23 protein-coding genes are annotated in these 24,868 nt (G+C 43.6%); 20 read left to right on the top strand and 3 right to left on the bottom strand.

Annotated features, from left to right (window positions below; all coding sequences use genetic code 11):
• Positions 1–6 precede the first annotated feature (6 nt).
• From AC4JOV_RS11740 to AC4JOV_RS11705, 8 genes are all read left to right on the top strand, one after another.
• The gene (locus AC4JOV_RS11740) at positions 7–1,227 is read left to right on the top strand and encodes a cytochrome b (protein WP_229937396.1); all 1,221 of its coding nucleotides are present in this window, start codon (positions 7–9) and stop codon (positions 1,225–1,227) included.
• 10 nt (positions 1,228–1,237) lie between these two features.
• Positions 1,238–2,188 (top strand): c-type cytochrome, encoded by a 951-nt coding sequence (locus AC4JOV_RS11735; RefSeq protein ID WP_229937397.1) that lies wholly within the window; start codon positions 1,238–1,240, stop codon positions 2,186–2,188.
• Positions 2,189–2,525: 337 nt separating this feature from the next.
• Positions 2,526–3,500, top strand: coding sequence for a GTP 3',8-cyclase MoaA (moaA, locus tag AC4JOV_RS11730; RefSeq protein ID WP_229937398.1), 975 nt, complete (start codon positions 2,526–2,528; stop codon positions 3,498–3,500).
• On the top strand, positions 3,500–4,258 hold the full coding sequence (locus AC4JOV_RS11725; RefSeq protein ID WP_229937399.1) for a 7-carboxy-7-deazaguanine synthase QueE: 759 nt from the start codon (positions 3,500–3,502) through the stop codon (positions 4,256–4,258). The genes moaA and AC4JOV_RS11725 overlap by 1 nt, the downstream gene beginning before the upstream one ends.
• A gap of 85 nt (positions 4,259–4,343) precedes the next feature.
• On the top strand, positions 4,344–4,925 hold the full coding sequence (locus AC4JOV_RS11720) for a 6-pyruvoyl trahydropterin synthase family protein (protein WP_229937400.1): 582 nt from the start codon (positions 4,344–4,346) through the stop codon (positions 4,923–4,925).
• A gap of 46 nt (positions 4,926–4,971) precedes the next feature.
• Positions 4,972–5,631: a c-type cytochrome gene (locus AC4JOV_RS11715; RefSeq protein ID WP_229937401.1), complete on the top strand. Its 660-nt coding sequence runs from the start codon at positions 4,972–4,974 to the stop codon at positions 5,629–5,631.
• Between the two features lie 994 nt (positions 5,632–6,625).
• Positions 6,626–7,177 carry a hypothetical protein gene (locus AC4JOV_RS11710; protein WP_229937402.1) on the top strand — a complete coding sequence of 184 codons (552 nt, stop codon included), beginning with the start codon at positions 6,626–6,628 and terminating at the stop codon, positions 7,175–7,177.
• The gene (locus AC4JOV_RS11705) at positions 7,174–8,004 is read left to right on the top strand and encodes a hypothetical protein (RefSeq protein ID WP_229937403.1); all 831 of its coding nucleotides are present in this window, start codon (positions 7,174–7,176) and stop codon (positions 8,002–8,004) included. Before AC4JOV_RS11710 ends, AC4JOV_RS11705 begins: the two co-directional genes overlap by 4 nt.
• Positions 8,005–8,172: 168 nt before the next feature.
• On the opposite strand, the gene AC4JOV_RS11700 is transcribed toward AC4JOV_RS11705, so the two are convergent.
• A complete protein-coding gene (locus AC4JOV_RS11700; RefSeq protein ID WP_229937404.1) occupies positions 8,173–9,390 on the bottom strand; it encodes a molybdopterin molybdotransferase MoeA in 1,218 nt (405 codons plus the stop codon).
• Positions 9,391–9,467: 77 nt separating this feature from the next.
• Here AC4JOV_RS11700 and AC4JOV_RS11695 point away from each other — a divergent pair, with 77 nt between their 5' ends.
• Positions 9,468–9,893: a hypothetical protein gene (locus AC4JOV_RS11695; protein WP_229937405.1), complete on the top strand. Its 426-nt coding sequence runs from the start codon at positions 9,468–9,470 to the stop codon at positions 9,891–9,893.
• Positions 9,877–10,545, top strand: coding sequence for a 16S rRNA (uracil(1498)-N(3))-methyltransferase (locus AC4JOV_RS11690; RefSeq protein WP_229937406.1), 669 nt, complete (start codon positions 9,877–9,879; stop codon positions 10,543–10,545). Before AC4JOV_RS11695 ends, AC4JOV_RS11690 begins: the two co-directional genes overlap by 17 nt.
• 34 nt (positions 10,546–10,579) lie before the next feature.
• Here AC4JOV_RS11690 and AC4JOV_RS11685 read toward each other — a convergent pair whose 3' ends face one another.
• The gene (locus AC4JOV_RS11685) at positions 10,580–11,749 is read right to left on the bottom strand and encodes an OprD family outer membrane porin (RefSeq protein ID WP_229937407.1); all 1,170 of its coding nucleotides are present in this window, start codon (positions 11,747–11,749) and stop codon (positions 10,580–10,582) included.
• Between the two features lie 316 nt (positions 11,750–12,065).
• Between AC4JOV_RS11685 and AC4JOV_RS11680 the strand changes: the two genes are divergently transcribed.
• The 8 genes from AC4JOV_RS11680 (at position 12,066) to AC4JOV_RS11645 (ending at position 18,555) form a co-directional block, all read left to right on the top strand.
• Positions 12,066–12,806, top strand: coding sequence for a DUF4395 domain-containing protein (locus AC4JOV_RS11680; RefSeq protein ID WP_229937408.1), 741 nt, complete (start codon positions 12,066–12,068; stop codon positions 12,804–12,806).
• Positions 12,807–12,990: 184 nt separating this feature from the next.
• Positions 12,991–13,191 (top strand): 50S ribosomal protein L31, encoded by a 201-nt coding sequence (gene rpmE / locus AC4JOV_RS11675; protein WP_229937409.1) that lies wholly within the window; start codon positions 12,991–12,993, stop codon positions 13,189–13,191.
• A 168-nt stretch (positions 13,192–13,359) separates the two neighbouring features.
• Positions 13,360–14,172, top strand: a complete 813-nt coding sequence (gene rsmI, locus AC4JOV_RS11670; RefSeq protein ID WP_229937410.1) for a 16S rRNA (cytidine(1402)-2'-O)-methyltransferase — start codon at positions 13,360–13,362, stop codon at positions 14,170–14,172.
• Positions 14,173–14,200: 28 nt separating this feature from the next.
• On the top strand, positions 14,201–14,887 hold the full coding sequence (rlmB, locus tag AC4JOV_RS11665) for a 23S rRNA (guanosine(2251)-2'-O)-methyltransferase RlmB (protein WP_229937411.1): 687 nt from the start codon (positions 14,201–14,203) through the stop codon (positions 14,885–14,887).
• Positions 14,874–15,503, top strand: coding sequence for a hypothetical protein (locus AC4JOV_RS11660; protein WP_229937412.1), 630 nt, complete (start codon positions 14,874–14,876; stop codon positions 15,501–15,503). Before rlmB ends, AC4JOV_RS11660 begins: the two co-directional genes overlap by 14 nt.
• Before the next feature lie 70 nt (positions 15,504–15,573).
• Positions 15,574–16,794 carry an aminotransferase class I/II-fold pyridoxal phosphate-dependent enzyme gene (locus AC4JOV_RS11655; RefSeq protein WP_229937413.1) on the top strand — a complete coding sequence of 407 codons (1,221 nt, stop codon included), beginning with the start codon at positions 15,574–15,576 and terminating at the stop codon, positions 16,792–16,794.
• A gap of 1 nt (position 16,795) precedes the next feature.
• Positions 16,796–18,058 (top strand): homoserine dehydrogenase, encoded by a 1,263-nt coding sequence (locus tag AC4JOV_RS11650; RefSeq protein WP_229937414.1) that lies wholly within the window; start codon positions 16,796–16,798, stop codon positions 18,056–18,058.
• Positions 18,058–18,555 (top strand): YajQ family cyclic di-GMP-binding protein, encoded by a 498-nt coding sequence (locus AC4JOV_RS11645; protein WP_229937415.1) that lies wholly within the window; start codon positions 18,058–18,060, stop codon positions 18,553–18,555. Before AC4JOV_RS11650 ends, AC4JOV_RS11645 begins: the two co-directional genes overlap by 1 nt.
• A gap of 2,063 nt (positions 18,556–20,618) precedes the next feature.
• Here AC4JOV_RS11645 and AC4JOV_RS11640 read toward each other — a convergent pair.
• A complete protein-coding gene (locus AC4JOV_RS11640; protein WP_229937416.1) occupies positions 20,619–20,867 on the bottom strand; it encodes a hypothetical protein in 249 nt (82 codons plus the stop codon).
• A 115-nt stretch (positions 20,868–20,982) separates the two neighbouring features.
• On the opposite strand from AC4JOV_RS11640, the gene AC4JOV_RS11635 reads away from it, so the two are divergent.
• Positions 20,983–23,100: a molybdopterin oxidoreductase family protein gene (locus AC4JOV_RS11635; protein ID WP_229937417.1), complete on the top strand. Its 2,118-nt coding sequence runs from the start codon at positions 20,983–20,985 to the stop codon at positions 23,098–23,100.
• Positions 23,101–23,232: 132 nt separating this feature from the next.
• Complete coding sequence (locus tag AC4JOV_RS11630) at positions 23,233–24,855, top strand: YcaO-like family protein (RefSeq protein ID WP_229937418.1); 1,623 nt, start codon at positions 23,233–23,235, stop codon at positions 24,853–24,855.
• Positions 24,856–24,868 lie beyond the last annotated feature (13 nt).

Here is a 24,868-nt window from a genome sequence, read left to right as displayed (position 1 = left end):
GAGAAGATGGCAAAATTTGATGAAAACGCAAAACCATTTTCTGAGAAATGGTTAGACGAACGTTTAGCGGTTAATACACTTAAAAGAGTACTTTCAACTGAGTATTGGATTCCGAAAGATATCAACTTCCTATGGGCAATGGGTATGGTACTTGCAGCAACATTCGGATTGCTTCTTGTTTCAGGGATCTTCCTTTTGATGTACTACAAGCCGGATACTGCATTGGCATTTGATTCTGTAAACTATACGATCATGTCAGAAGTAGGGTACGGATGGTTATGGAGACATATTCACGGTGTAGGTGCATCGGTAGTATTTTTGATTATCTATATCCACATGTTCACAGGTATCTACTACGGTTCTTACAAGAAAGGTAGAGAGATGATCTGGATCTCCGGTATGCTTCTTTTCGTGGTATTCTCTGCTGAGGCATTCTCTGGATATATGCTTCCATGGGGACAGATGAGTTACTGGGCCGGTATGGTTATTACAAACCTTTTCTCTGGCGGTTCTCTTGAGGCGTATGGATTGGTTGAGTGGATCAGAGGGGATTATGTTCCTGGTGATGCATTCTTGACAAGATTCTTTATGCTTCACGTACTTCTTTTACCATTGGTGATTATCGGACTTATCGTTCTACACTTCGGTACATTAAGAATTCCACACGTAAATAACCAAAAAGGTGAAGAGTTCGATTTTGAAGAAGCTGCTGAGCTTTATAAAGCAGGTAAGAAAAAAGAGTCTAAAGTTATTCCATTCAATCCGGTATTCTTGAGTAAAGACGTATTTGTAATGGGTATCTACTTTATCCTGTTCTTCTACCTTGTATTCTATCACTTTAACTTTGCAATGGATCCGGTGAACTTCGATCCGGCAGACGGACTGAAAACACCACCGCATATCTATCCGGAGTGGTACTTCCTGTGGAGTTATGAGATTCTTAGACCGTTCCCTAAAGATCCGGGTCTGATCGCATTTGGTATCGCACAGGTGATCTTCTTCCTGCTTCCGTTCCTTGACAGAAGTCCTAACGTTGCTCCGGCAAGTAAAAGAGGTCTCTTTAAAGTATGGTTCTGGTTGATGCTGGCTGACGTACTCGTGCTTACTGTAATGGGTAAACTGCCTCCTGAAGGTATTTGGAACCAGATCGGTCTTGTTTCAGCATTGCTATTCTTTGCACTATGGGTTGCATTGCCGTTCATTACTAAAGCAGAAAAGAAACTATAAGGAGTAGAGGATGAAAGAACTAAAAATATTAGGAGTTGTTGCAGCCTTTACACTTATCCTTTACTGGGGTGTGGAACCGTTTGCTCACGGGCAGATGCATAAGCATGTCGAAGGGCATGGTTTTACTTATGACGGTACCGCAGATATCGAAGGTGCTATATCTGCTGAGAAAAAAGAAGCAAAAAAAGCTTTTTGGGGTGAAGTAAACGAGATCGCAAAACTTGAAGGTAATGCCGCAGCAGGTGAAGCCGGATTTGCAATGTGTATGGGATGTCACATGGATGGTGCGGCAGCAATGGGTGGTGTCGTGCCTCCAAGTCTTGACCATGCAGGTGCACTGTATGATAAAAAATATCTTATTGCATTGATCAAAGATCCTGCAATGGCTATGAACACGGACCACAAGTTTGCAGATACAATGATGCACCCTATGGGACCGGTGATGACAATGTTTATGGATAATCAGTCTATCGCTGATGTGGTTGCGTATCTTAAAGAGAAGAAAGCAGAAGAGCCTACAACAAAAGAGGCATTCACAGAAGCGTGTGGTAGATGTCATGCAATGCGTTATGCGAAGATGACTCAGCTGGGTGATACACCGACGTTCAAGTATGAAAAAGATGCATTGGCGCATCAGATCAAAGTACTTGAAGCACAGGACGGTGTGAAAGGTTACATGGGTAAACTACCACCGGATCTTTCAATCATTATCAGAGCAAGAAGTGCACACTTCCTTGAGACATTTGTTGAGAACCCTCAAACACAGCTTCCTGGTACATCTATGCCAAGAGTTGGTCTAAACCCAGAGGGGTACGAAAAAGTTGAAGCTTATCTTACTGAGATCGGTGATCCAAGTAAGCCGAAAAGAGAGGAACTCGGACCGTATGTTCTGATCTTCTTTGTAGTATTCTCTTTCCTTGCATTCCTATGGAAAAAGTATCAGTGGAGAGACTTACATTAATAGGACGCAATAGGGCAAAGCCCTATTTGCTGCGTTAACACTGGGTTCTCTTCGGCAGAGTGCCCGCGCGACTGGTCGCTTTAGCGGCTAGCCGCTTTTTTAACTTCGTTTTACTCGTTAAATTTTTCTAAATACTTGACATATTGATTGTAAGATGTAAAATCTACTTACTACTTACTACTTACTACTTACTACTTACTACTTACTACTTACTACTTACTACTTACTACTTACTACCTGTTATTTGTCGTTTATCCTATTTTTATCTAGTTTTGGATACCCTACACAAAAATTTATCTCAGGAATGTTACTTTTTTGAGAATATTATGGATATATAATGCTAATAGATGGACATGGACGTACTGTGAATTACCTTCGTATCTCAGTGACAGAGCGATGTAATTTCAGATGTCAGTACTGTATGCCGGAAAAGCCTTTTTCATGGGTACCCAAAGAGAATCTCCTCAGTTTTGAAGAGCTCTTTTTGTTTGTGAAGGTAGCGATTGATGAAGGGGTAAACAAGATCAGAATTACCGGTGGGGAACCGCTGCTGAGAGAAGATCTGGATAAATTTATCAAAATGATCTCTGAGTATAAACCTGATATCGATCTGGCGATTACCACCAATGCGTATCTGCTCCCCGGTGCTGCACAGAGGCTGAAGGATGCAGGGCTGAAAAGACTCAATATCTCACTCGATTCACTCAAAGCGGATGTTGCTGCGAAGATCGCTGGGAAAGATGTGTTAAGTGAGGTACTTAAAGGGATAGATAAAGCCCTTGAAGTAGGACTGGGAGTGAAGATCAATATGGTGCCGCTTAAGGGTATCAATGATGATGAGATTCTTGATGTGATGGATTACTGTAAAGCGAGGGGGATGAAAGTACGCTTTATCGAGTATATGGAAAATGAACATGCGGACAGAGCACTTAAAGGGATGCACGGAAGAGAGATCCTTGCCAAGATCAAAGAGCGTCATACGATCAAAGCACTTGGGCGTGAAGGGGCAAGTCCCTCATTCAACTATCTGCTTGATGACGGATATGAGTTTGGGTTGATCGATCCACATAAGCATGATTTCTGTGAAAGCTGTAACCGTATCCGGTTGACTGCCGAAGGCTTTTTGATCCCGTGTCTCTACTTTGATGAGGCGATGAGTATTGCTGAACATGTGAAGAAGGGTGATGTTGAAGCTGCCTCGGAGGTACTTGCCCAGGTACTCAAGGATAAACCAAAAGAGAATCGCTGGAGTGAAGAAGAGCTTGAAGATAGAGAGATATCCAAGCGTGCATTTTATGAGACGGGCGGCTGATGTTTTATCTTACCGAAGAGTTTTTTTCTATCCAGGGTGAAGGGAAGTATGCAGGTGTACCTTCCTATTTTCTAAGGACTGCGGGGTGTAATCTGAGTTGTCCCGGATTCGGATCGCGTTATGAGATCGATGGGGAAGTAAGGTATGGATGTGATACCTACTTTGCTGTGGATAGAGGCTTCGCCAAATCATGGGAAAAGGTAGAAGAGGCCTCCGGACTGATAGAGAAACTGGATAGAGCGTTTGAAGAGATCGGATATCTGCCGCATCTGGTGATCACCGGCGGAGAGCCGCTTCTCTATCATAAAGATAAAACGTTTTATAGCGTGGTGGAGTGGCTGGTTGAGAAGGGTGTGAAGGTCACCTTCGAGACAAACGGGACAGTGGTGATAGACTTTGCTGCTTATCCGGCCTATGGCTCTTGTGTCTTCTCTCTTTCGCTCAAGCTTTCCAATTGCGGTGAAGCGAAGTCAAAACGTATCATACCCGATGCATTAAAGGCAATCGCATCATCGGCAGATGACGCATTTTTGAAATTTACGATTGATGCTCCATTGATCGAGAGTACAGCACTGGAAGAGATAGATGAGATCCGGGAGATCGTTCCTGAACTGGCAGTCTACTGTATGCCGGTAGGAGAGAGCCGTGATACGATCAGGAAAAATGATCAAGCGGTTTTCGCATTTTGTATGCAGCATAATTTTCGCTATAGTGATAGACTACATATCCGTGTGTTTGATACGACACAGGGAGTATAAACGCGTTGCGTTTATAGGTGAATAGTTAATAGTGAGAAGTTGTGGTATGCTTTCATTCAGAAAGCTTTGATGAAGGAGTCTATGGATGATCATACGTAAACTGTTTAAATTTGAAAATGCCCATATTGTACGTGGATGTACGACCCAACGATGCAGTCAGAATATCCATGGACACTCCTACAAGGTTGAAGTACTTTTGGAGTCTAACTACCTTGATGATGGACAGATGGTCTATGATTTTGGTTTGACCAAGCTGACTATTAAAGAGCTGATAGATTCGTTTGATCACAGTATTACCTTATGGAGCAGGGATGATGCAGCATACCTTCAGGCGATGAAAGCTCATAGTGCCAGATGGGTAGAGCTTCCGGTCTCTCCTTCGGCTGAACAGTTCAGCCGTGTGATCTATCTGATCGTTGAGCGTATCCTGGAGTGTACAGCAATGCAAAACGGCGAGCGGGAAGTGAAGCTGCACAGTATCATCGTACATGAGACCGATACCGGGTATGCACAGGGGTTCCAGGAGGATGCCCACAGCAGCCTGATGGGTGAGATCAAACTTGAAGAGATCATCTTCTCCACACAGGTACAAAAAGAGTGGGGTGATCCGGAAATCTGGCAAAAACTTCTGAAAAGAGAGAAAATCATCAATCCTGCAATCGTTTAACCCATTTACTGTATAATGATTATAGATCATTTTTAAAGGAAGCATGATGAAGAAAACGGTATTACTCTCAATGGTAGCGGCGGCGGTACTTTTTACAGGGTGTAGTGAAGAGACAAAAAAAGCGGCAAGTGAAACTGCAACAGCGGCAAAAGAGACGACCCAGTCTGCAGTAAAAGATGCGAAAGAAGCGGTAAAAGAGACAGCACAAAAAGCTGTGGATACCACTAAAAAAGTAACAGAGAGTGCGAAAGAAAAAGCAACAGAAGCGATAGAAGCGACAAAAGAAGCAGCAGCTCCGGTTGTAGAAGCGGCAAAAGAGACTGTTGCCGAAGCGACGGAAGCTGTGGAGGAGACTGTAGCACCTGAGAGTGAGGAAGCAGCACCGGCTGAAGAGGCTGCTGATGCTACAGCACCGGCTCCGGAGACAGAAGAGAAAGCAGAAGCCCCGGCTACAGCAGACAATGAAGCAGGAAAAGCACTCTATGCGAAGTGTGCAAGCTGTCACGGTGCTGACGGTAAGACAAAGGCACTCGGAAAGTCTGAGGTGCTCGCAGGACAAAGTGCTGCCGATCTTGAGACCAAGATCGCAGAGTATAAAGCCGGTACGAGAAATGTAGCCGGTATGGGAGCACTTATGAAAGGGCAGGTCGCTACCATGAGCGATGAAGATATCAAAGCTGTCTCAGCCTATATCGCTACGTTTTAATATCTAACGGGTCTGTCCTATATGGGCAGACTACTCGTTTATCTTCGAAAATTTAATTTAATCTAATAGACATTTGAGTATTTGTCGGAATATACCCTTTAGTCGTTTTATCCAATCTATTATATCTGACTTAAGAGGATACTGCTGTAAGGGAAGAGAAGATCGATGATCTCCAAGCACCTCTCTTTTGAAAACTTCAAGTAATCCCTTTCTGTCATTCCCAACTTGCACCCCAAGGGCATTTCCTGCGGGCATTGGGAATCTAATTTTTTAACTTAATTCTCTTTTTATTTATTGAGGTGGTATTTCTCGCTTTATTGAACGTTCATTTTTTTTCTTTCTCACAGAGAGTGCAAGCACAAGGCCTTTGTAGGGCAGGGACCGAAGCGATTGGAACAAAGTGAAGCCGCGTAGGCAACGAACCAAAGTCAGCAAATGCGGTTTGTGTAGCAAAGACTTCTTTAGAAAAGAAAAAAAGTGCAAATGGCTATCGCATTTTCTTATACTTTAACTTTCATCCATTAAAGCAAGGTGTTATTTGAATTAAATAGAAGGAGAGTGTAGGTCGGGGTGTCCTCACCCCGACACCATTGTTGATTTCTCTCTAAGACATCGATATCGAAGTGATGAGATAAGAACTCTTTCGCGTAGGGTGCGTAATCACGCACCAAAATAGAGGGTTGGATGCATTTTCCTCGCTCCGTATCTTGTATAGTCAAGAGACATAGTTTACAACTGTAAACCCATCGCTAGATGGCAGATATATTTAATCAAATTTCCCCGTAGAATTATATGAGGCGGTGTTTCTCTCTTCATTTTTTTTAGAAAAAAACGAAGCAAAAAAATCGTCACTTCGCAAGTGTGCGGACAATGCTCTCAGCGTGTTGCTTCGCAATATTGCACGCTTTCGCATCTGCACACCAAATGCTCAGTGACAAAACACATTAAAATCTCATTCGCTATAATAGTCGTAGTCAAAAAGAAGGGGAATCTTTTGAAACGTCTCTTATCTATATGCTTTATCTTAATATCTATTCTTTTTTCATCAGACGATATGACGATCATCGGCGGTCACAAACTCCCTCCAGAGCCAGATCCAAAACTCAACAATGCAACGCTTCTTGGTATCGATGTAAACAACAATGGGGTAAGGGATGATGTGGAGCGGTGGATATACCAAACCTACGACCATCCTATAGAACGGGGGATTTTTATGCAGAGTGCCAGGGCATATCAGAAGGTGATCGTTGATCCGAGTAAGGCAAAGGATACTATGAAGCATATAGATAATTCATCTGATTGTGAGGGTTATTGGAGATATTGGAAAATTCTACCCAAGTTTAAGGATAAGAACGAAAGTTATGTTTTAGATAGATATCGTGATTTAGAAAAGGAAATTAGTGTAATTCAATTTAATACACTTCAAAGACATATGGCATATAGGCGATTTAACTCTGCATTAAGTGGGGGTGTATATGGTGCAACAGGAATATCTAAAGAAAAATGTGAGTTTGATGAAAATGGTATTCTGAAGGATCTTCCATGAGAAAGATCCTACTCTTATTGTTTTGTTTAACGCTTCTTGTGGGAGAGTTACTCTCTGCCGGAGATCAGTTGGTCGGTTTGACACTGGAGAGTAATGTCACTGCTATGAAGCTGGGAGAGCAGGTTTCACTCAGTGTAAGAGGAAACTACAAAGACAACACCGTCAAGGATCTGACAGAGCAGACAGCGTGGATCATCTCACCGAGTGGAAGTGTGGAGATCAACGGTACGACACTAACTGCTCTCAAAGACAGCAATGTAACCTTGCAGGCGAAGATAGGTACGCTCGTCTCCAATACGTTGAATTTGGATATTTACTGGGAAGTGAATGGTCACAGACTGCCACCGGAACCAGACAAAGTACTTAATGACTCCACGCTGCTAGGGATAGACTCAAACAACAATGATGTCAGGGATGATGTGGAGCGATGGATATACAAGCGATATAAGGATGAACACCCTATTATGATACCGTTGAAGATGCAGGAAGCACGTGCATTTAGGTATATTATTCAAGACCCATCTCAGGCACGAGAAAGAAGAAAAATATCTGTACAAGCAGTTAAATGTTATTGGAGCTTTACTTCATTGTCAGCAAACTACTTTGGTAGAAAGCCTCTTGTATTAAAGGATTCTGAAACACAAATAAAAGAAATAAGAGAGAGGGAGTATATTCAGTTTAATACTACACAGAGAGCAAGAGCCTATGGGGAATATAATAAAAACCTTAGTGGAGGTATTTATGATGATGGCTGGGAAGACCAGAGCTGGATAGAAGGATGTGACTTCAATACGACACCATACATAGAGATGTCAGAGAAGTTGTAATGAAAAAGTTACTGTTTGTAATATTGGTTGTTTTATCGACTTTCTCTCGTCCCCAAGCTCCAGCTTGCGGGATGCCTAGGTGAAGTCTAGATACTAAAAAACTATAGTTTTTTCGTTCCATCTATAGGGAGATATGGAACGAGAAGAGTGTTTATCGGAATCAACCGCTTAGCGGTTCATCAGATCGACGCTCTTCTCTGCATAGAGTTCCCATCTGAGCGGGATCATTTTGACCGGGGTGTTTTTCGGCAGTTCAGTGATATCGGTAGTGAGCAGTATCATCCCCTCTGCTTTCTGCATCGGTGAGACCATGCCCGGTTTCTGCTGATGGAGCGGGATGAATGACGCTCCGTCAAATGTACCCAGCAGTGCGGTGGTTTTCCCCCCTTTGAGTTTCAGATCTTCTCCCAGTACGGTAGTGAGAGTCGCATGACATGCATCCGCTCTTCCGCTCATTTTACGGATAATCGCACGGATAAAAAGCTCGTAGTTTACCATGGAAGCGAGCGGGTTCCCGGGGAGGTTCACCACAGCGGTTTTCCCGATGGTTCCGAATACCGTTGGACGCCCCGGTTTGATATCGACTTTCTGAAAATGTATCTGCATGCCAAGATTGGTAAATGCCTCTTTAGTGAAATCCTTGTCACCTACGCTTACCCCGCCGCTCGTGATGATAATATCGGCATCGAGTACGGAAGCGATGGAGTCCTGCAGCGCTTCAAGTGTATCAACCGAAGAGCGGATGAAGCGTACTTCGCAGCCTAACTCTTTACTTCTGGTCAGAAACATAGGAGAGTTGGAGTTATAAAGCTGGTGATCTTCGATCTTTTCAAAATGGGGACGGAGTTCATCACCTGTCCCGAAGATGGCGACCTTGATCTTACGGGTTACAGAGATATGCGTGACCCCCTGAGAGGCAAGTGATGCAACACTATAGGCATTGATCACCTCTCCTCGGTGGAGGTAGGTTGTCCCTTTTGCGATATCTTCTCCTGCACGGCGGATGAAGTTACCCATCTTGATGTGCCCCGGAAGTGTGACTTTGTCCTGGTCGAGGGTTACCTCTTCGATAGGTATGATCGCTTCACATCCTTTGGGGATAGGTGCTCCTGTCATGATCCTGATCGCCTGGCCTATTTTGAGTTCCATTGTGGGATTGTCCCCTGCATAGATCACCTGATTGCAATGTACTGTAGAACCGGCATCAGAGACTTTCACTGCATAGCCATCCATCGCTGAATTGTCAAATCTGGGGAGATTGAAGTGTGCGGTATAGGTCTCCTGTACTACACGGCCGACCGAGTATTCAATAGGGATGATCTCACCGTCTAAAGGAGTGATCTTCTCATGGATGAGATCCAGTGCCTGAGGGATGGATACGAGCATAATAAACCTTCTTATATGAGTTATGGGGATTATAACAAATTAGAGTATAATTCCGATTATGAATAGAAGGATATTTGATGATTGAGACGATATTATTTACACATAGTATATTGATAAAACTGTTTTTGGGCTTTTTAGTGGGTGGGCTATTTATGCCGATGATGACCGCCAAAAATCCTCAGGCACTTAAAAAAGTGAGTCTGATCTATACCTTTATCTTTCAGGCGATCATTACGATGATCGCATTTGCGGGGCTTGTGGCAATGGTCATGGGAGAATACGCTATGAGTCTGGCTATTATCGTGATGATCGTGATCTGGGTAGTGATGATGTACATTGAGATACGCAAACACAAACTGGTAAAGGTCGCCAACCTGGGGAACCCTACAACCTATAAACTGATCAAGGGACTGTTTGTCAAGATCGGTGTGATACAGATCCTGCTGGTAGCTGCGATGGTTGTTTTGATGGTGTTAAGGGCTAAGGGTGTTATATCTTTATAATGCTTTATCAGGGCAGCCTTCACTGATCTTGGAGGGGGACGATCACCGGTATATCTTCAAGGTGCGCCGTCACAAAGTAGATGATACCCTCTATCTGCGTAACCTGGAAGATGGTTTGATCCACCGTTATCTTATCACGCAGATGGATAAACGCAGTGCGACACTTATCCTGGAAGAGAGTAAAACACTTGAAGTGAAAGCCAAACATGACCTGCATATAGGATGGTGTATGATCGATCCCAAGAGTGTGGAGAAGGTGCTTCCCTCGCTCAACGAGATGGGGGTGGCGAAGATCACCTTCATCTACTGTGACCGTTCACAAAAAAGTTTCAAACCGGACTTCAAGCGCTGGGAGAAGATCCTGTTGAACTCTTCCCAGCAGTCCGGAAGAAGTGTGATGATGGAGATGGCTATGGCTGAGAGTCTGGAAGCGTTTCTCTCTACCAACCCTGAAAGCTATCTTCTGAACTTTTCAGAACATACACTCTCATCTGAAATGCCGGTCGGTACGATCGTGATCGGGTGTGAAGGGGGAGTGACGGAAAAAGAAACGGCACTTTTCTCCTCTGAAAAAATTGTAGGTTTTGATACGCCGCTGGTACTCAAAAGCGAGAGTGCCGTCTGTGCCGTGGCTTCCAAGATACTGTTATAAAACCGGGTATATCCCGGCGAAGTATCCCTCTGGGTTAAAAAGTGTAAGCACTGATGATCCTGAAGTAGCTCTTGTCATCTTCCTCGGCAATCCATTGTCGTTCGTATCTGAGCAGGATATACTCCCTTGGCCTGAACTTGAACTTATGATCGATATAGAGTGAATTGATCGTATGGGAGCTATCGTCACTGTAGGTCACATTGGTGAAGTGTAGCGCACTGGAGTAGGCTTTCTCTTTGGTGGGAGAGTAGTATGTATAATGTACTTTCAGGGATTTGGCAAAGGGGTGTCCGCTTTTTTTCCCGTTGGTGATCATAGAGCTTGTATAGAGAGAAGAGAGGCCTCCATACCCTCTGTTGATCCCGTCTTCCCCAAAGTTGTATGAGAGTGAACCGGTATAGGAAAACTTTTCAGACGCGATCCCCAGTTTGGCTGCTATCAGTTTGACATCTCCGCCCCCGTTATTGCCTGTCCGTGTATTCTCCCCGCTTCCATTGTTAAATGTATAGATGGCCTGTATCCCATAGTGAAACATTCTGGCATTATCATAAGGGGTTTTTGCCGCTACCTCCATATGGAGTGTATTGAAGAGTTTGGGTGCATGATAGTAGTACCATTGATGCTTGACACTCCCGAATTGCGTATGAAAACCAAGATAGGCTACGCCATCCTCTGCCAGACCGCTTGAGGTGTACTCGGTATAGTCCTCGCTGTTATTGGCCCTGAACTCCGTGATATATCCCAAAGAGAGAAAGGATGTTGTATCCCAGGAGATACGGGAGGTAACCCCTTTATAGCTGAAAGGGATGAGTCTGGTCGTATCGTTATTGAGCATGGGGGTCTCGATCTGCTGTCTTCCTATCTTGAGAGAGAAGGTCTCATCCTGATAGTAGGCGTAGAGTTCACTTAAGGGATTGATATCCTCTCCTGCTGAGTCGGTCAATGAGGTTAAAGCCGGGTTGTGGGACTCGAATATCAGGTGTGAAAGATAGTGTGTGACACCAAAACCAACGTGATAGAGGGGCTTGGAGGTATAGTGTAGATATCCGCCCGCTACAGTCGCCTGCGACTCCTGCTCCTCCTGTGCTGCTATATGGTAGTGAAAGAGTTCGATATGGGCGTCAAATGTACCCCAAGATGTCTCCTCTGCATGACACTCCGGATAAAATAGCGTATATAGAAGCAAAAGCATGTTTTTTTTCATAGCAGTGGATGGCCTTTTCTGTTTTTAGGATTGATTGTACATAAAATAATTGAAAAAGGATAGCGTATGGTTTCTCTCTCTGGTGCAGAGAGCTCTCTGATCTGTGCTTTGAAAATACCTCTGTTGCTTCTCCTTCCTTTTTCCTTTAAACTTTTTATCATGCATCCCTATAAGCATGATTTTATTTTATTTTGAATATAAAGTAAAACAAATAATGCATAGCAAACCCCGGGTGACCTCTTTTGCGTATCTGATGAGTTGATAGAGAGTTTCAAGGAGTGATTGCAGAGAGATCAAAGTGACAAAAGGAAAATTTTTGAACTTACACAGTTTTTTATGGGAATACGGGGAGAAAGTTCCCGGATATGATATCAGAGTGATCAATGAGAGAGAAGCACGCGCTGCAGCAGGGATACTTGGAACGCTGGGGATGATCGTCATCTTTGTCGGTATAGGATTTAACCACATTATCGTAGCAAGAGTCTATCTGGCATTTCTGTTTCTTGATTTTACGGCAAGAATGATCAGTCCGAACTATGCCCCCTCTATGCTTTTGGGAAAATTTGTCGTACAAAATCAAAAACCGGAGTATGTAGGTGCGATGCAGAAACGTTTTGCATGGACACTGGGGTGGCTTATCTCTCTTCCTATGCTTTGGTGGTTTGTAATACACTGGGACATCAATTTTTATAAAGTGTTGATCTGTGTACTTTGTCTTGTACTTACGTTTTTGGAGAGTGCTTTTTCCATATGTGTAGGGTGTATGATCTACAAAGCTATCACGAAAGATGACCCTCAACACTGTCCGGGTGGCGTATGTGAAATACGTCAAAAAGAGCCGATACAGATGTTTAATCCGGTACAAAAAGCGATTACTGCTTTAACGATGGTCGGGCTTATTGTGGGGACGTACCTCTTTCTAGCCTATGAAGAGCCTAAAACATTCTTCGGTGAGTTTCTTCATGAAACGGTTCTGACAGAGACACAACTTCAAAAAGAGAAGGACGCGGCGTATCAGAAAGAGATGGAAGCAGAGTTTGGAGATGATGACTTCTAGAGAAATGATGCAGAGTGATCAGTTTTATAAATATTTAAAACTATTTCGGTATAATTCCGCCCTAAAGTTGTCTCACCACTAGAGTGTTGCAGCGACCCCTATCGGACTGAAGATAGTGGAAGAGCCTTTGTGCTAGAACAGGTTAGTTACCTGTCACATTTTAAATTATTTAAAAGGTAACACAATGAGAAAAGATATTCACCCGGATTACAAAGCATGTGAAGTAACATGTGCATGTGGTAACAAATTTGAGATCAAATCAGATAGAGAAACAATGAGTATCGATATCTGTAATGCATGTCACCCGTTCTTCACAGGTTCTGAGAAGATCGTTGATGCAGCTGGTAGAGTTGAGAAGTTTAAGAAGAAATTTAACCTTCAGTAAACTATCAAGTAGACCGTTACACTAGTTCGTCTCTTTCAAAAAACCTGCCATTCAGGCAAATTTCTTTGTGAGAGATTGCTAACGCTAAGTTTACTTCAGCAGTAGGCTCAGGCGACTAGTCGCCTTTGGCTGATACTGGTAATTTAGCTCTTATTCTTAAGGCTAATTTTGTTAACTTTCATACCAACTCCCATCGGAAACCCCCAAGATATTACTATCAGAGCCATGAAGCTTTTTGAAAAAGCAGAGCTTTTTTTATGTGAAGACACCAGAGAAACGAAAAGACTTCTAAAACTTCTTGAAGAACGTTTTGAGATGCTCTATCCCCATGCAGATTTTATCTCTTTTAATGAACATAACGGCCATGCACGCCTTGAAGAGTATGGTGAGATACTGGAGAGTAAAAATGTAGTCTATGTCAGTGATGCGGGTATGCCTGTCATCTCTGATCCCGGGCAGATACTTGTAGCGTATTGCCAGGAAAAGGATATAGAGTATGATGTACTGCCGGGCGCAAGTGCCGTGACCACAGCCTATGCGGCATCGGGTTTTGAGGAAGGGAAGTTTCTTTTTTATGCATTTTTGCCCCACAAAGGTAAAGAGCGTACGATAGCACTCGCCGAAGCAATGGATAACGGGTTTAATACCGTACTTTATGAGTCACCGCACAGGCTGGAGAAGCTTCTTGAAGAGATTGCAGCTGTGGATGGGGAGAGAGAGCTTTTTTTAGCCAAAGAACTCACAAAAAAGTATCAACGTTACTATCGCGGCAGTGCAAAAGAGTTGGATGAACGGTTAAAAAATGAGACGATCCGGGGTGAGTGGGTTGTTGTGATCAGTGCGAAAAAAAGTCTTGAAAAGAGTCTCTCTTTTTCCGAGGTTTTGTCACTGGATCTGCCCCCGAAACCCAAGGCGAAACTACTCTCCATGTTAAGTGGGAAAAGTGTAAAAGAGTGGTATCAGGAACTGATAAAGACTTAAACAGCAAAAAAAAGGTAAAATCGCACCTATGATTATCTATGGAAAACAGGTCTGTTTTTATGCTCTAGAGCATAAAGAGGAAGAGATTAAAACGGTATATGTTGCTAAGAAAGGGATCCTTCCTCAGCCTTTATTTCACAAGTATCATGATAAGATCAAGTTTTTAGAGCCTAAGTGGGCCCAATCGATGGCAAAAGGCGGCAATCATCAGGGGATTCTGATAGAGATGAATCCTTTTGAACAGACAAGTTTTGCAAAGATCAAACAGAATGATTTTATCGTGGTGCTGGATGGGCTTACAGATGTGGGAAATATCGGTGCAATTGTAAGAAGTGCCTATGCACTGGGAGCAGACGCGATTATCGCTTCGGGAGTGAAACAGCTCAACTTCGCAGCAGTTGCCAGAACAAGTGCCGGTGCACTGCTTGATATGCCATTTATGATCAGTCACAATATTTTGGACAATATCAACGAGCTTAAGCAGGTGGGATATCACTTCTACGGTGCTTCAATGGATGGAGAAGCCGTGCAGAGTTGCAGTGTTGCACCTAAAAGAGTATTGGTGATGGGAAGTGAAGATAAAGGGCTTTCAAAAAAAGTACTTTCAAGGATAGATACGACAGTCTCTATCAAGATGCAGCATGCATTTGATTCTCTTAATGTCAGTGCAGCAGCTGCGATATTAATACACAGGATGGTATATGCAGTTAAGTGACATTCTTGAAGAACACAGCCTTAAAAATATCAGTAAAAAAACCAATATCTCTGAAGAGAATATCGAAAATCTTTTAGAGAAGAGGTTTGAAAATATCGAAAGAGTAAAAACCATGGGTTTTATCTCGATTATTGAGCGTGAGTTCAATGCAGATCTGGCTACGTTGAGAAGTGAGGCACAAGCATATTATGCCGAGCAGGATACGGATGAGAGTGGCATTATTGTTTCGGGGATGTTGATTGAACAAAAAAGAGGGAAGTCAAAGTGGCTGATCTTTATTGTACTTCTCTTGCTTGCCTATGCCTCCTGGTACTTTGTGACACAATACGACAGGTCACATTTCAACCCGCTTCAACCGTTTAAAGAAGAGGTTGAAGAGCAAACAGTGGGGATGGAAAACGGCACGGGAAGTGATTTGGATATCATTCACACGATCAGGCAAAAGTGGAATGAAATTGTCAACAGCGATAAAAAAGGAGCGACAGTGACAGAGACCCAACTGCAGGGTGAAGAGGCGGAAGTCTCTGAAGCGGTTGTCGAGGTCATAGAGCCGGTTGAGGCAGAAGAAGAAAAACCGGAAGAGACAAATGTGGCCCGGGTTCCTGAAGAAGCGTAGGGTTTAGGGATAGAGACGAAATAATTTTTCTAAAAAAGTAAAAGAATAAAAAAAAGAGTAAAGAGTAAAGATGTTTGACGAAATTCAATTTGAAAAAATAAATCAACTGCCAAAGTATGTCTTTGCAGCAATCGATGAGCTTAAGGCTCAAGCAAAAGAAGAGGGTAGGGATATTGTCGATTTTTCTATGGGGAACCCCGATCAGGATACCCCGCCGCAGATCGTAGAGTCTCTTATAACACATGTACGTAAACAGGGACAGGGAACACACGGCTATAGTGCAGGAAGCGGAAAAGGCCTTTTTGAGCTTAGAGAAGCGATCTGTAACCTGTACAAAAGAAAATATAATGTGGATCTTGATCCTGAGCGTGAAGCTGTTGCGACAATGGGGAGTAAAGACGGATTTTTCCACATGGTTCAGGCTGTTACCAATCCGGGAGATATCGCATTGGTTCCGGACCCGACCTACCCGATCCATGCCTATGCATTCAGTATCAACGGTGCAAAACCTATCGGTATCAAAATCCCTTTCAATGAAGAGAACTATGAAGTAGATGAGGCAAAATATCTTGAACTCATCGAGTCAACCATAGATGTACAGCATATGCCGGTGAAATATGTACTTGTGAACTTCCCTCATAATCCGAGTACTGCTACGGTGACGCTTGACTTTTATGAGAAATTAGTTGCACTTGCTAAGAAGAAGCGTTTTTATGTGATCTCTGATATCGCTTATGCTGATATCGCATTTGACGGCTACAAATCTCCGTCTATCCTTCAGGTAGAGGGAGCAAAAGATGTTGCTGTGGAAGCTTATACGCTTTCAAAATCATACAACATGGCTGGATGGAGAGTGGGCTTCCTTGTAGGTAACAGAAGTCTGGTAGGCGCACTTCAGAAACTCAAAAGCTGGATTGATTATGGTATGTTCACCCCGGTACAATTGGCTGCTGCAGATACTTTGAACAAGTATTATGCGATCGCGGAGGAAGAGACAGCACCGCGCTACCAGAGAAGAAGAGACTACCTGGTCAAAGCGTTCAACGAAGCAGGTTGGCAGATCGGTACGCCAAAGGCGAGTATGTTTATCTGGGCACGTATCCCGGAGCAGTGTATGCATATGGGTTCACTGAAGTTCTCTGAGGAGTTGATCAAACGTGCAGATATGGCAGTAAGCCCCGGTATCGCATTTGGTGATGACTCACATGTGCGTATCGCACTGATCGCTGATGAAGAACGTATCCAGCAAGCGGCTGATAAACTAAAAGTATTTTTAGAGGAATGTAAATAAAATGGTAAAAATAGGGATTCTTGGAGTAGGAACTGTAGGTCAAAGCGTTGCGAATATCTTGGAGTCAAATGCTGATATCCTTGAGGCGAGAGCGGGTAAGAAGATCATTGCAAAGTCCGGTGTGGTAAAAAACCTCTCTAAAAAGAGAGATGTCACTATCACTCTCTCTGATAATCCACTAGATGTTATCGACGATCCTGAGATCGATATCGTTGTAGAGTTGATGGGCGGTGTGGAAGAGCCGTATGAACTGGTAAAAAGAGCACTCAAAAACGGAAAAGCGGTGGTCACAGCCAATAAAGCGTTGCTTGCATATCACAGATATGAACTCCAGGAGCTTGCAGGTGATCTGCCGCTGATGTACGAAGCAAGTACAGCCGGAGGGATCCCGATCATCGGTGCACTGCGTAACGGACTTGCAGCCAATCATATCGAATCGATCCAGGGGATCATGAACGGTACGTGTAACTATATGCTTAGCAAGATGATCAACGAGGGTGCCAAGTATGATGAGATCCTCAAAGAGGCGCAGGATCTCGGGTATGCAGAAGCTGATCCGACGTTTGATGTAGGCGGGTTCGATGCGGCACATAAACTGCTGATCCTCTCTTCTATCGCTTACGGTATCGATGCAAAACCTGAAGATATCGTGATCGAAGGTATCGATAAGATCACACAGACTGATGTTGCCTTTGCCAAAGAGTTCGGGTATGAGATCAAGCTTTTGGGAATCGCAAAAAGAGCAGATAACGGTGTAGAGTTGCGTGTGCATGCAACAATGATCCCGCAGGAGTCTATGATCGCCAAAGTGGACGGTGTGATGAATGCCGTAAGCGTAGTAGGTGACAGAGTAGGCGAGACAATGTTCTACGGACCGGGTGCCGGCGGTGATGCGACAGCTTCCGCGGTGATCGCAGATATCGTAGATATCGTAAGAGGTAACCAGGGGCCGATGCTTGGATATAAAAAAGGGCTTGAGTCCGGACTCAAACTCCTCTCAAAAGATGAGATTACGACACACTACTACCTGAGAATGGAAGTGGATGATGAGAGCGGCGTACTTTCAAAAGTAAGCGGTATCCTTGACAAGTCGGGGATCTCTATCGAGTCTATGCTTCAAAAACCGCATACGGATGATGAGAGAGTAAAGCTTCTCTTTACGACACATGAGTGTAAAGAGGCACAGATCACAGAAGCGATCGATGCACTTAAAGTCGAGCCGTGCGTATACGGTGAGGTTGTGATGATGAGGATAGAGAAGTAATGGCGAAAGATCACTATTTTGACATCAGTGCGAAGCTGGATATGATGGAGATGAAAAACGCCGTCGTAATGGCTGAAAAAGAGGTAGCGACACGTTTTGACTTCAAAGGGATCAAAGCAGAGATCGATCTCAATGAGAAGGCAAAGACCCTCTCTCTCAGCTCATCAAGCGACCAGAAGATCGATGCACTCAAAGATATCCTGATCTCAAAGCTGATCAAAAGAGATATTGCCGGTAAGTCTCTTGAAGAGGTAAAGACCGAAGGGATCAGCGGGGGTAATACCAAGGTGATCTACCGTATCGTGGATACGATCGATAAAGATGAAGCCAAAAAGATCGTCAAGGCGATCAAAGATGCCAAGCTCAAGGTGACCCCTTCTATCCAGGGGGATGAGGTGAGAGTTTCAGGTAAGAAGATCGATGATCTTCAGGCAGTGATGAAGCTGGTGAGAGAGCTTGATCTCAAAGCACCGCTAACTTTCGGTAACTTCAAATAACCCCTTCTTCTCATTCCCGATTTTGCACCCAAGGGCATTTCCTGCGGGCATCGGGAACCCAATTTTAAAATCATAAACTATTTTAACTATTTTTTGTCACGGAACATTTGGTGTGCAGATGCGAAAATATATCCAGTAAATAAAAACTGTCATCCCGAACGACCTTGTAAGCAACTCTATTTGCAGAAGTGCAAAATAGAGTGTCGCGTTTCGAGAGGGATGACGATTTTGGTTACTTTTCTAAAAAGTAACATACAACACTTGTTGTAATTTCAAATATTTGGTCGCTACTTGTTACTAAAAAAGTAGAGGAGTAAAGTATTGATTTTTGATTGAATGTTCATTTTTTTTCTTTGTTGATGTGACAAAGATGAAGTCCGTATAGCAAAGGCAAACTGCTTTGCCTTTGTAGGGCAGGAACCGAAGCGATCGGAATAAAGTGAAGCCGCGTAGGCAACGAACCCCAAAAAGTACCTACGGCATACATAAAATAAAAACACAAACGGCTATCGCATTTTCCTATACTTGAACTTGTACCCACTCAAACAAGGTGTTATTTGTGTTAGATAGAAGAAAGTCGTAGGTCGGGGTGAGGGTACCCCGACACCACAGATGATTTCTTTATAAGACATCGATATCGGAGTGATGAGATAAGAACTCTTTCGCGTAGGGTGCGTAATCACGCACCAAAATAGAGGGTTGGATGTATTTTCCTCGCTCCGTATCTTGTATAGTCAAGAGACATAGTTTACAACTGTAAATTCATCGCTAGATGGCAGATATATTTAATCAAATTTCCTCGTAGTATTGTATGAGGCGGTGTTTCTCTCTTCATTTTTTTTAGATGAGAAGCGTTAAATAAACAACAACTTCTTGTTGTTTATAGCTTCGAAACCGGAGTGGTCGTAACAACGTGTAGCCACGTAGGCAGAAGTAAAAAATCGTCATCCCTCTCGAATCGCTTCGCTTTCAAGGTCGTTCGCCACAACAAGGCACACTTCGTGTGATTATAGGGCGTTGTAGAGTGTATTTTATTGGTTCCCAAATTGTATTTGGGAATCCATACGAAGCATGTGACACATCAATTCAATATTCACTTTTAAACTCAGTTTAGGGGCGAGAGGAACTATTTAGATTTGTTCTTCTGTCACGTAGCATTGGGTGAGCAGTGACGAAAGCGTGCATATTTTGCGAAGCAAACACGCTGTAGTCACGTCCGCTCACTTGCGAAGTGACGCTTTTTTGTCTACTTTTTATTAAAAAAAGTAGACAAAGAATGAATAACCTTGATTAAATGTTCATTTTCTTTTTTTCTCACAGAGAGTGCAAGCACAAGGTCGATGCAACAAAAAAAGAGAAACGAACCAAAGTCAGCAAATGCGGTTTGCGAAGCAAAGACTTCTTCAGAAAAGAAAAATAGCATCTGCACCCCAAGGGCACTTCTTCCCTTATGGTCAGTGCGCATTCCCGATCGGAAGATCGGGAACGAGAGAATAACTCCTTCCCGTCATTCCAAACTTGATTGGGAATCTAACTACCTCGAATATAGCATGAGGCGGTGTTCCTCTCTTCATTTTTTTAGAAAAAACGAAGCAAAAAATCGTCATCCCTCTCGAATCGCTTCGCTTACAAGGTCGTTCGGGATGACAGTTTTTGTTTATTAAATATATATCTTTGCATCTGCATGTCAAATGCTCATTGACAAATACACTTAACGCTTTGTTATAAACTATCAATTTATACTTTTTGTTATAATTTAAGAAGCAATAGTGAGGGGGAAGTTAATGAAAATAGATAAATTATTCTTAGTAGGATTGTCATTGATAACTGGGGTATTATTTGGTTGCTAAATTATTATGAAATTACTTCACCTTCCAGAGGATCTAAGTTTTACTGTGTTGAATTTGAATGTCTATTTTTAGGAATTGTATTTTTAATGATAGGTTTATCAATTGTGGGATATAAAATTTATAAAGGGCAAAATGAAAAAAATAGTGAAGTATGAAAACCTTATAAAATATATAACTCTATAAGGTTTTCTATGTAGCTAATCGGCAAGCCGATTAACTACAGTGTCCGCCGCCGCAGCATCCTCCTGAAGTAGCTTGTGGTTTCATCTCTACTTTGATCTTGATATTGTCACCGTCTTCTACTGCAGTGAAGAGGTGTTTTTGACAGAACTTCTGGTTCATGTGGTTCTCCATCAATTTTGCCTGCATCAATGCATCGTCTTTCGATTCAAAACTCTTGTTGTTTTCAAATGCGCTTCTTTTGAAACATCCGCACTCTTTTTCTACGTTAATAGTAAACATTTTTTATCCTTTCGATATAATATTTTGCAGATAATAGCTAAGAAAGCTTTATTTTAAGGCTAAATAGGATAAAAATAGTCCAATTTAATGTGAAAAGTGTTAAAAAGGCAGTTCCATGACTAAAAAACATGATGGTGAGAAGCAGGGGATCGAGAGTGTATGTACCTATTGTGGGGTAGGGTGCGATATCACGGCAGAGGTCCAGGACAACAAGATCGTGAAGATCTATGCGCAAAAAGACGGTGTGGTTTCACAGGGTAAGCTCTGTATCAAGGGGAAATACGGGTATGACTTTGTGGATTCCAAAAACCGTATCAGAGAGCCGCGTATCAAGAAGGCTTTTCTTGAGAGAAACCCGGCCTTGGCTGAGAAGTATACTGATAGACTGAGCGAGTTTAACAGTGAGTATATGACCTGCGATCTGGATACGGCTACCAGTATCGCAGCGGAGAAGCTTCAGGAGGTCAAAGAGACCTACGGCGGTAACAGTTTCTGTGCGATCGGCGGGGCGAGAACTTCCTGTGAATCTGCCTACAGTTTCCAGAAGTTCTGCCGTGAGACGATGGAGTCACCGCATGTAGACAACTGTGCAAGGGTTTGTCACTCTCCGTCACTCAAAGGGATGCGGACAACGATCGGTGAAGGGGCTGCGACCAACCCCTACAATGACATCTATGAGACGGAATTTATGGTGGTGATCGGCTCAAACACGATGGAAGCACACCCTATCATCGCCAACCGTATGATCGATATGGCCAGAACACATAACAATCTTGCCGTAATCGATGTACGTGAGACCAAACTGGCTAAACTGGCAAAGCACAACTGTATTATCCCGTTTGAGGCGAACCTGCTGGTGCTCAATATGATGGCCTATGTCATTATCGATGAAGAGCTTTATGATGAGAGTTTTATCGCTAACCGTACCAAAGGGTTTGAGGAGTTCAAAGAGAAGATCCTCAATGACCCGTATGCCGATCCGAAATTCATGGAGAAGATCGAAGGGTATGAGTACCTGGCAAAGATGATCCCGAATATTGCCAGAGAGTATGCGGTGAAGAAATCGATGATCTTCTGGGGGCTTGGTATCACTGAGCATCTTGACGGATCCTATGCCGTGATGGCGATCACTCACCTGGCATTGATGACCGGAAATGTCGGAAAGACAGGTGCCGGGCTCATGCCGCTGCGGGGACAGAACAATGTACAGGGTGCCTGTGATATGGGATGTCTGCCGTACTATGATCCGGATTATCAGACACCTAAAGAGATCGGGTTGATGACACCGCAGCTTGTGGATGCGATGCTGGATGGCAAGATCAAGGCACTGCTCAATATGGGTGAGGATCTCACACATATCCATCCAAACCTGAACAAGATCGACAAGGCAATGGAGCAGCTTGATTTCCTGATGGTACAGGAGCTCTTTATGACAGATATCGCAGAACGTGCGGATATCGTGATCGGGGTAAAGAGTGCTTATGAGAAGACAGGTGTCTATGTCAATGCAATGAGAAGACTGCATCTTTCACAGCCTCTGGTGAAGTCTGATCTTCCTGATGACTGGGAGGTGCTTGCACAGATGGCAGGCAAGCTCGGTGATGGGGAAAACTTCCACTTCAAGAGCAGTGAAGATGTCTGGAATGAGGTACGGGTAAGAGCACCGAGACGTTTCTCCGGAGCTGACTACTACAGATTGGAACGTCACAGAAAACGCGGTATGCAGTGGCCTATCTACCATGAGGATACCCCGGTACTGCACCTGCTTGACTTCCGTACCGAAGATGGGCTTGGAAAGTATGTCTATAAACAGTACGAGCCAAGAGGGATGATAGCCTCTATCCTGGAAAAGTCTTTCTTTGATGACTCACTCAACGGTTTTTATCTGACGACAGGACGTACACTGGCACACTATAACAATGCCGCTCAGACCAAGCAGACCGAGAGTCTCTACAACAAACACAGTGAGGATGTGGTCCTGGCTTCGGTCGAGGATGAAGGAAAGTTCGGTGACAAGGTCATCCTCAAAAGTGAGTATGGCGAGAGTGAAGCACTCACAGTGAAGTATACGGACAAGGTCAAGCCGAAAACACTTTTCTGTACTTTCCACCACGCCAAGAGCCGTATCAATGCGATATTCGGTGATGAGTCAGATGAGCTGATCCTCACGGCACGCTTCAAGTCGGTCAAAGTAGACATACTCCCTGTAGGTGATGAGATCGCCTGCGGGTAACCGGATAGAGAGACAACCATGAAGCTTACAGCTTCGGGTGAAGATGTTGAGAATAGACTGCTGCTCTGTTACGGTAAAGTGACAGAGATTTTGGCTATACTGCGCCAATAAAATCCAATGCAAAGAATAGTTATGAACCTTTTGTCCAAGACCGCCCCGGTGGAAATTTCGATTGAAAAAATGAAAGCTGTCCTCAAAGATGCAGGATGCGAACCCTCTTTTTCAGAGGAAAAACACCCGCTTGAACACTGTTTTTCTGTCAACCTGGCTTCCGTCGAAGCGCCAAATCATATCTACTCCAACGGGAAAGGGATCAATTCCCTGGCATCGATGGCAAGTGCTCTTGGAGAGTATATCGAACGGCTGCAGACCAATACATTTTTCAACGATTTTTACCTTCCGGAGCGCAAAAGCTACCCGGATGAAGTTGCCTTTGAATTTGGCGGAGCGTATCTTAATGATGTGTTGCATAGATTCTATGATCCTGAGGGAGAAGTCTGTGCGGAAGACTTGTTAGATTTTAACAGTGACCATGATTCCAAGATTATCGCTTTGCCTTTTATAGAGCAGTCTACCAATGAAAAAGTCTATTTCCCCCTGAATATCCTGAACAACCTTTATGTCAGCAACGGTCTTGCGACAGGTAACACACCTCAGGAAGCACAGGTACAGGCACTCAGTGAGATATTTGAACGTCATGCAAAGCTGGAGATCATTAAAAACGGTTACGCACTTCCCTCTTTCCCTGAGGATCTTTTAGCGTCTTTTGAAAGGGTATACAGTGATGTGATGAAGCTTCGGGAACTCGGCTACAGGGTTGAGGTACTTGATGCATCTCTGGGAGGAAAGTTTCCCGTGACGGCAATTTCGCTGATCAATCCGACAAATGCCTCGCTGTTCGTATCCTTTGGTGCCCATCCGATACTCGAGGTCTCTCTTGAAAGAACGATGACAGAACTGATGCAGGGGCGGGGATTGGAGGATCTGGATGCCTTTGAAAAACCGACTTTTGATATGAGCCTTGTATCAAGCAGTTTCAATCTTGAGTCGCACTACATTGATTCGACCGGGAAGCTCGGATTTGGATTTTTAAGTAGAGATAAAAGTTTTGATTATGCACCATGGGCTTACCGGGGAGAAGGAACGGAAGATGAACTGCGTTACCTGAAATCCCTTTTGGGTGGACTGGGCAAGGAGATGTATCTAAGAGAGTATGACTATCTTGGATTTTATTCCTGTCAGGTCATTGTCCCGGACTTTTCAGAGGTCTATCCTGTTGAAGACCTTGTCTACAATAATAAAAATACCGGAAAACAGATCAGAGAGATGATACTTCATTTGGATCAGTATGATCTTGAAGATATCCTTGATGCGGTTGAACCCCTGGATGATTCGATCAGTATCGAAGCCTATATCGGCGTGATCTTTAAGCACAATTTCACGATGGCCGATCTCAAGGCACAGCTTTATCTTTTGGCCGATGAGAGAGAAAATGCGCTGATGCTGCTGGAGATGGGTTCCCATCCTGTCGGACGTATCGTTGCCGAATTGATCAGGATGGAAGAAGCAGGGTTGCCGTTTGAAGCATATGAAGAGGCATTCAAGATGCTTTATCTTCCTGAAGATGTACAAAAAGCAAGGCGTGTTCTGGGGCTGGAAGAGATGATGATTGATACGACACTGCATGAGGATTATCTGCGTATGCTTGAGTTATATGACAGGCTCACAGAAAAGAAATCCAGGATTTCAGGATAGAATATGTCAAAAT

The organism is Sulfurovum sp. MH2-6, assembly GCF_058374785.1.
The sequence above is the reverse complement of the archived record's forward strand: the minus strand, read 5'-3'. Positions and strand labels throughout refer to the sequence as shown.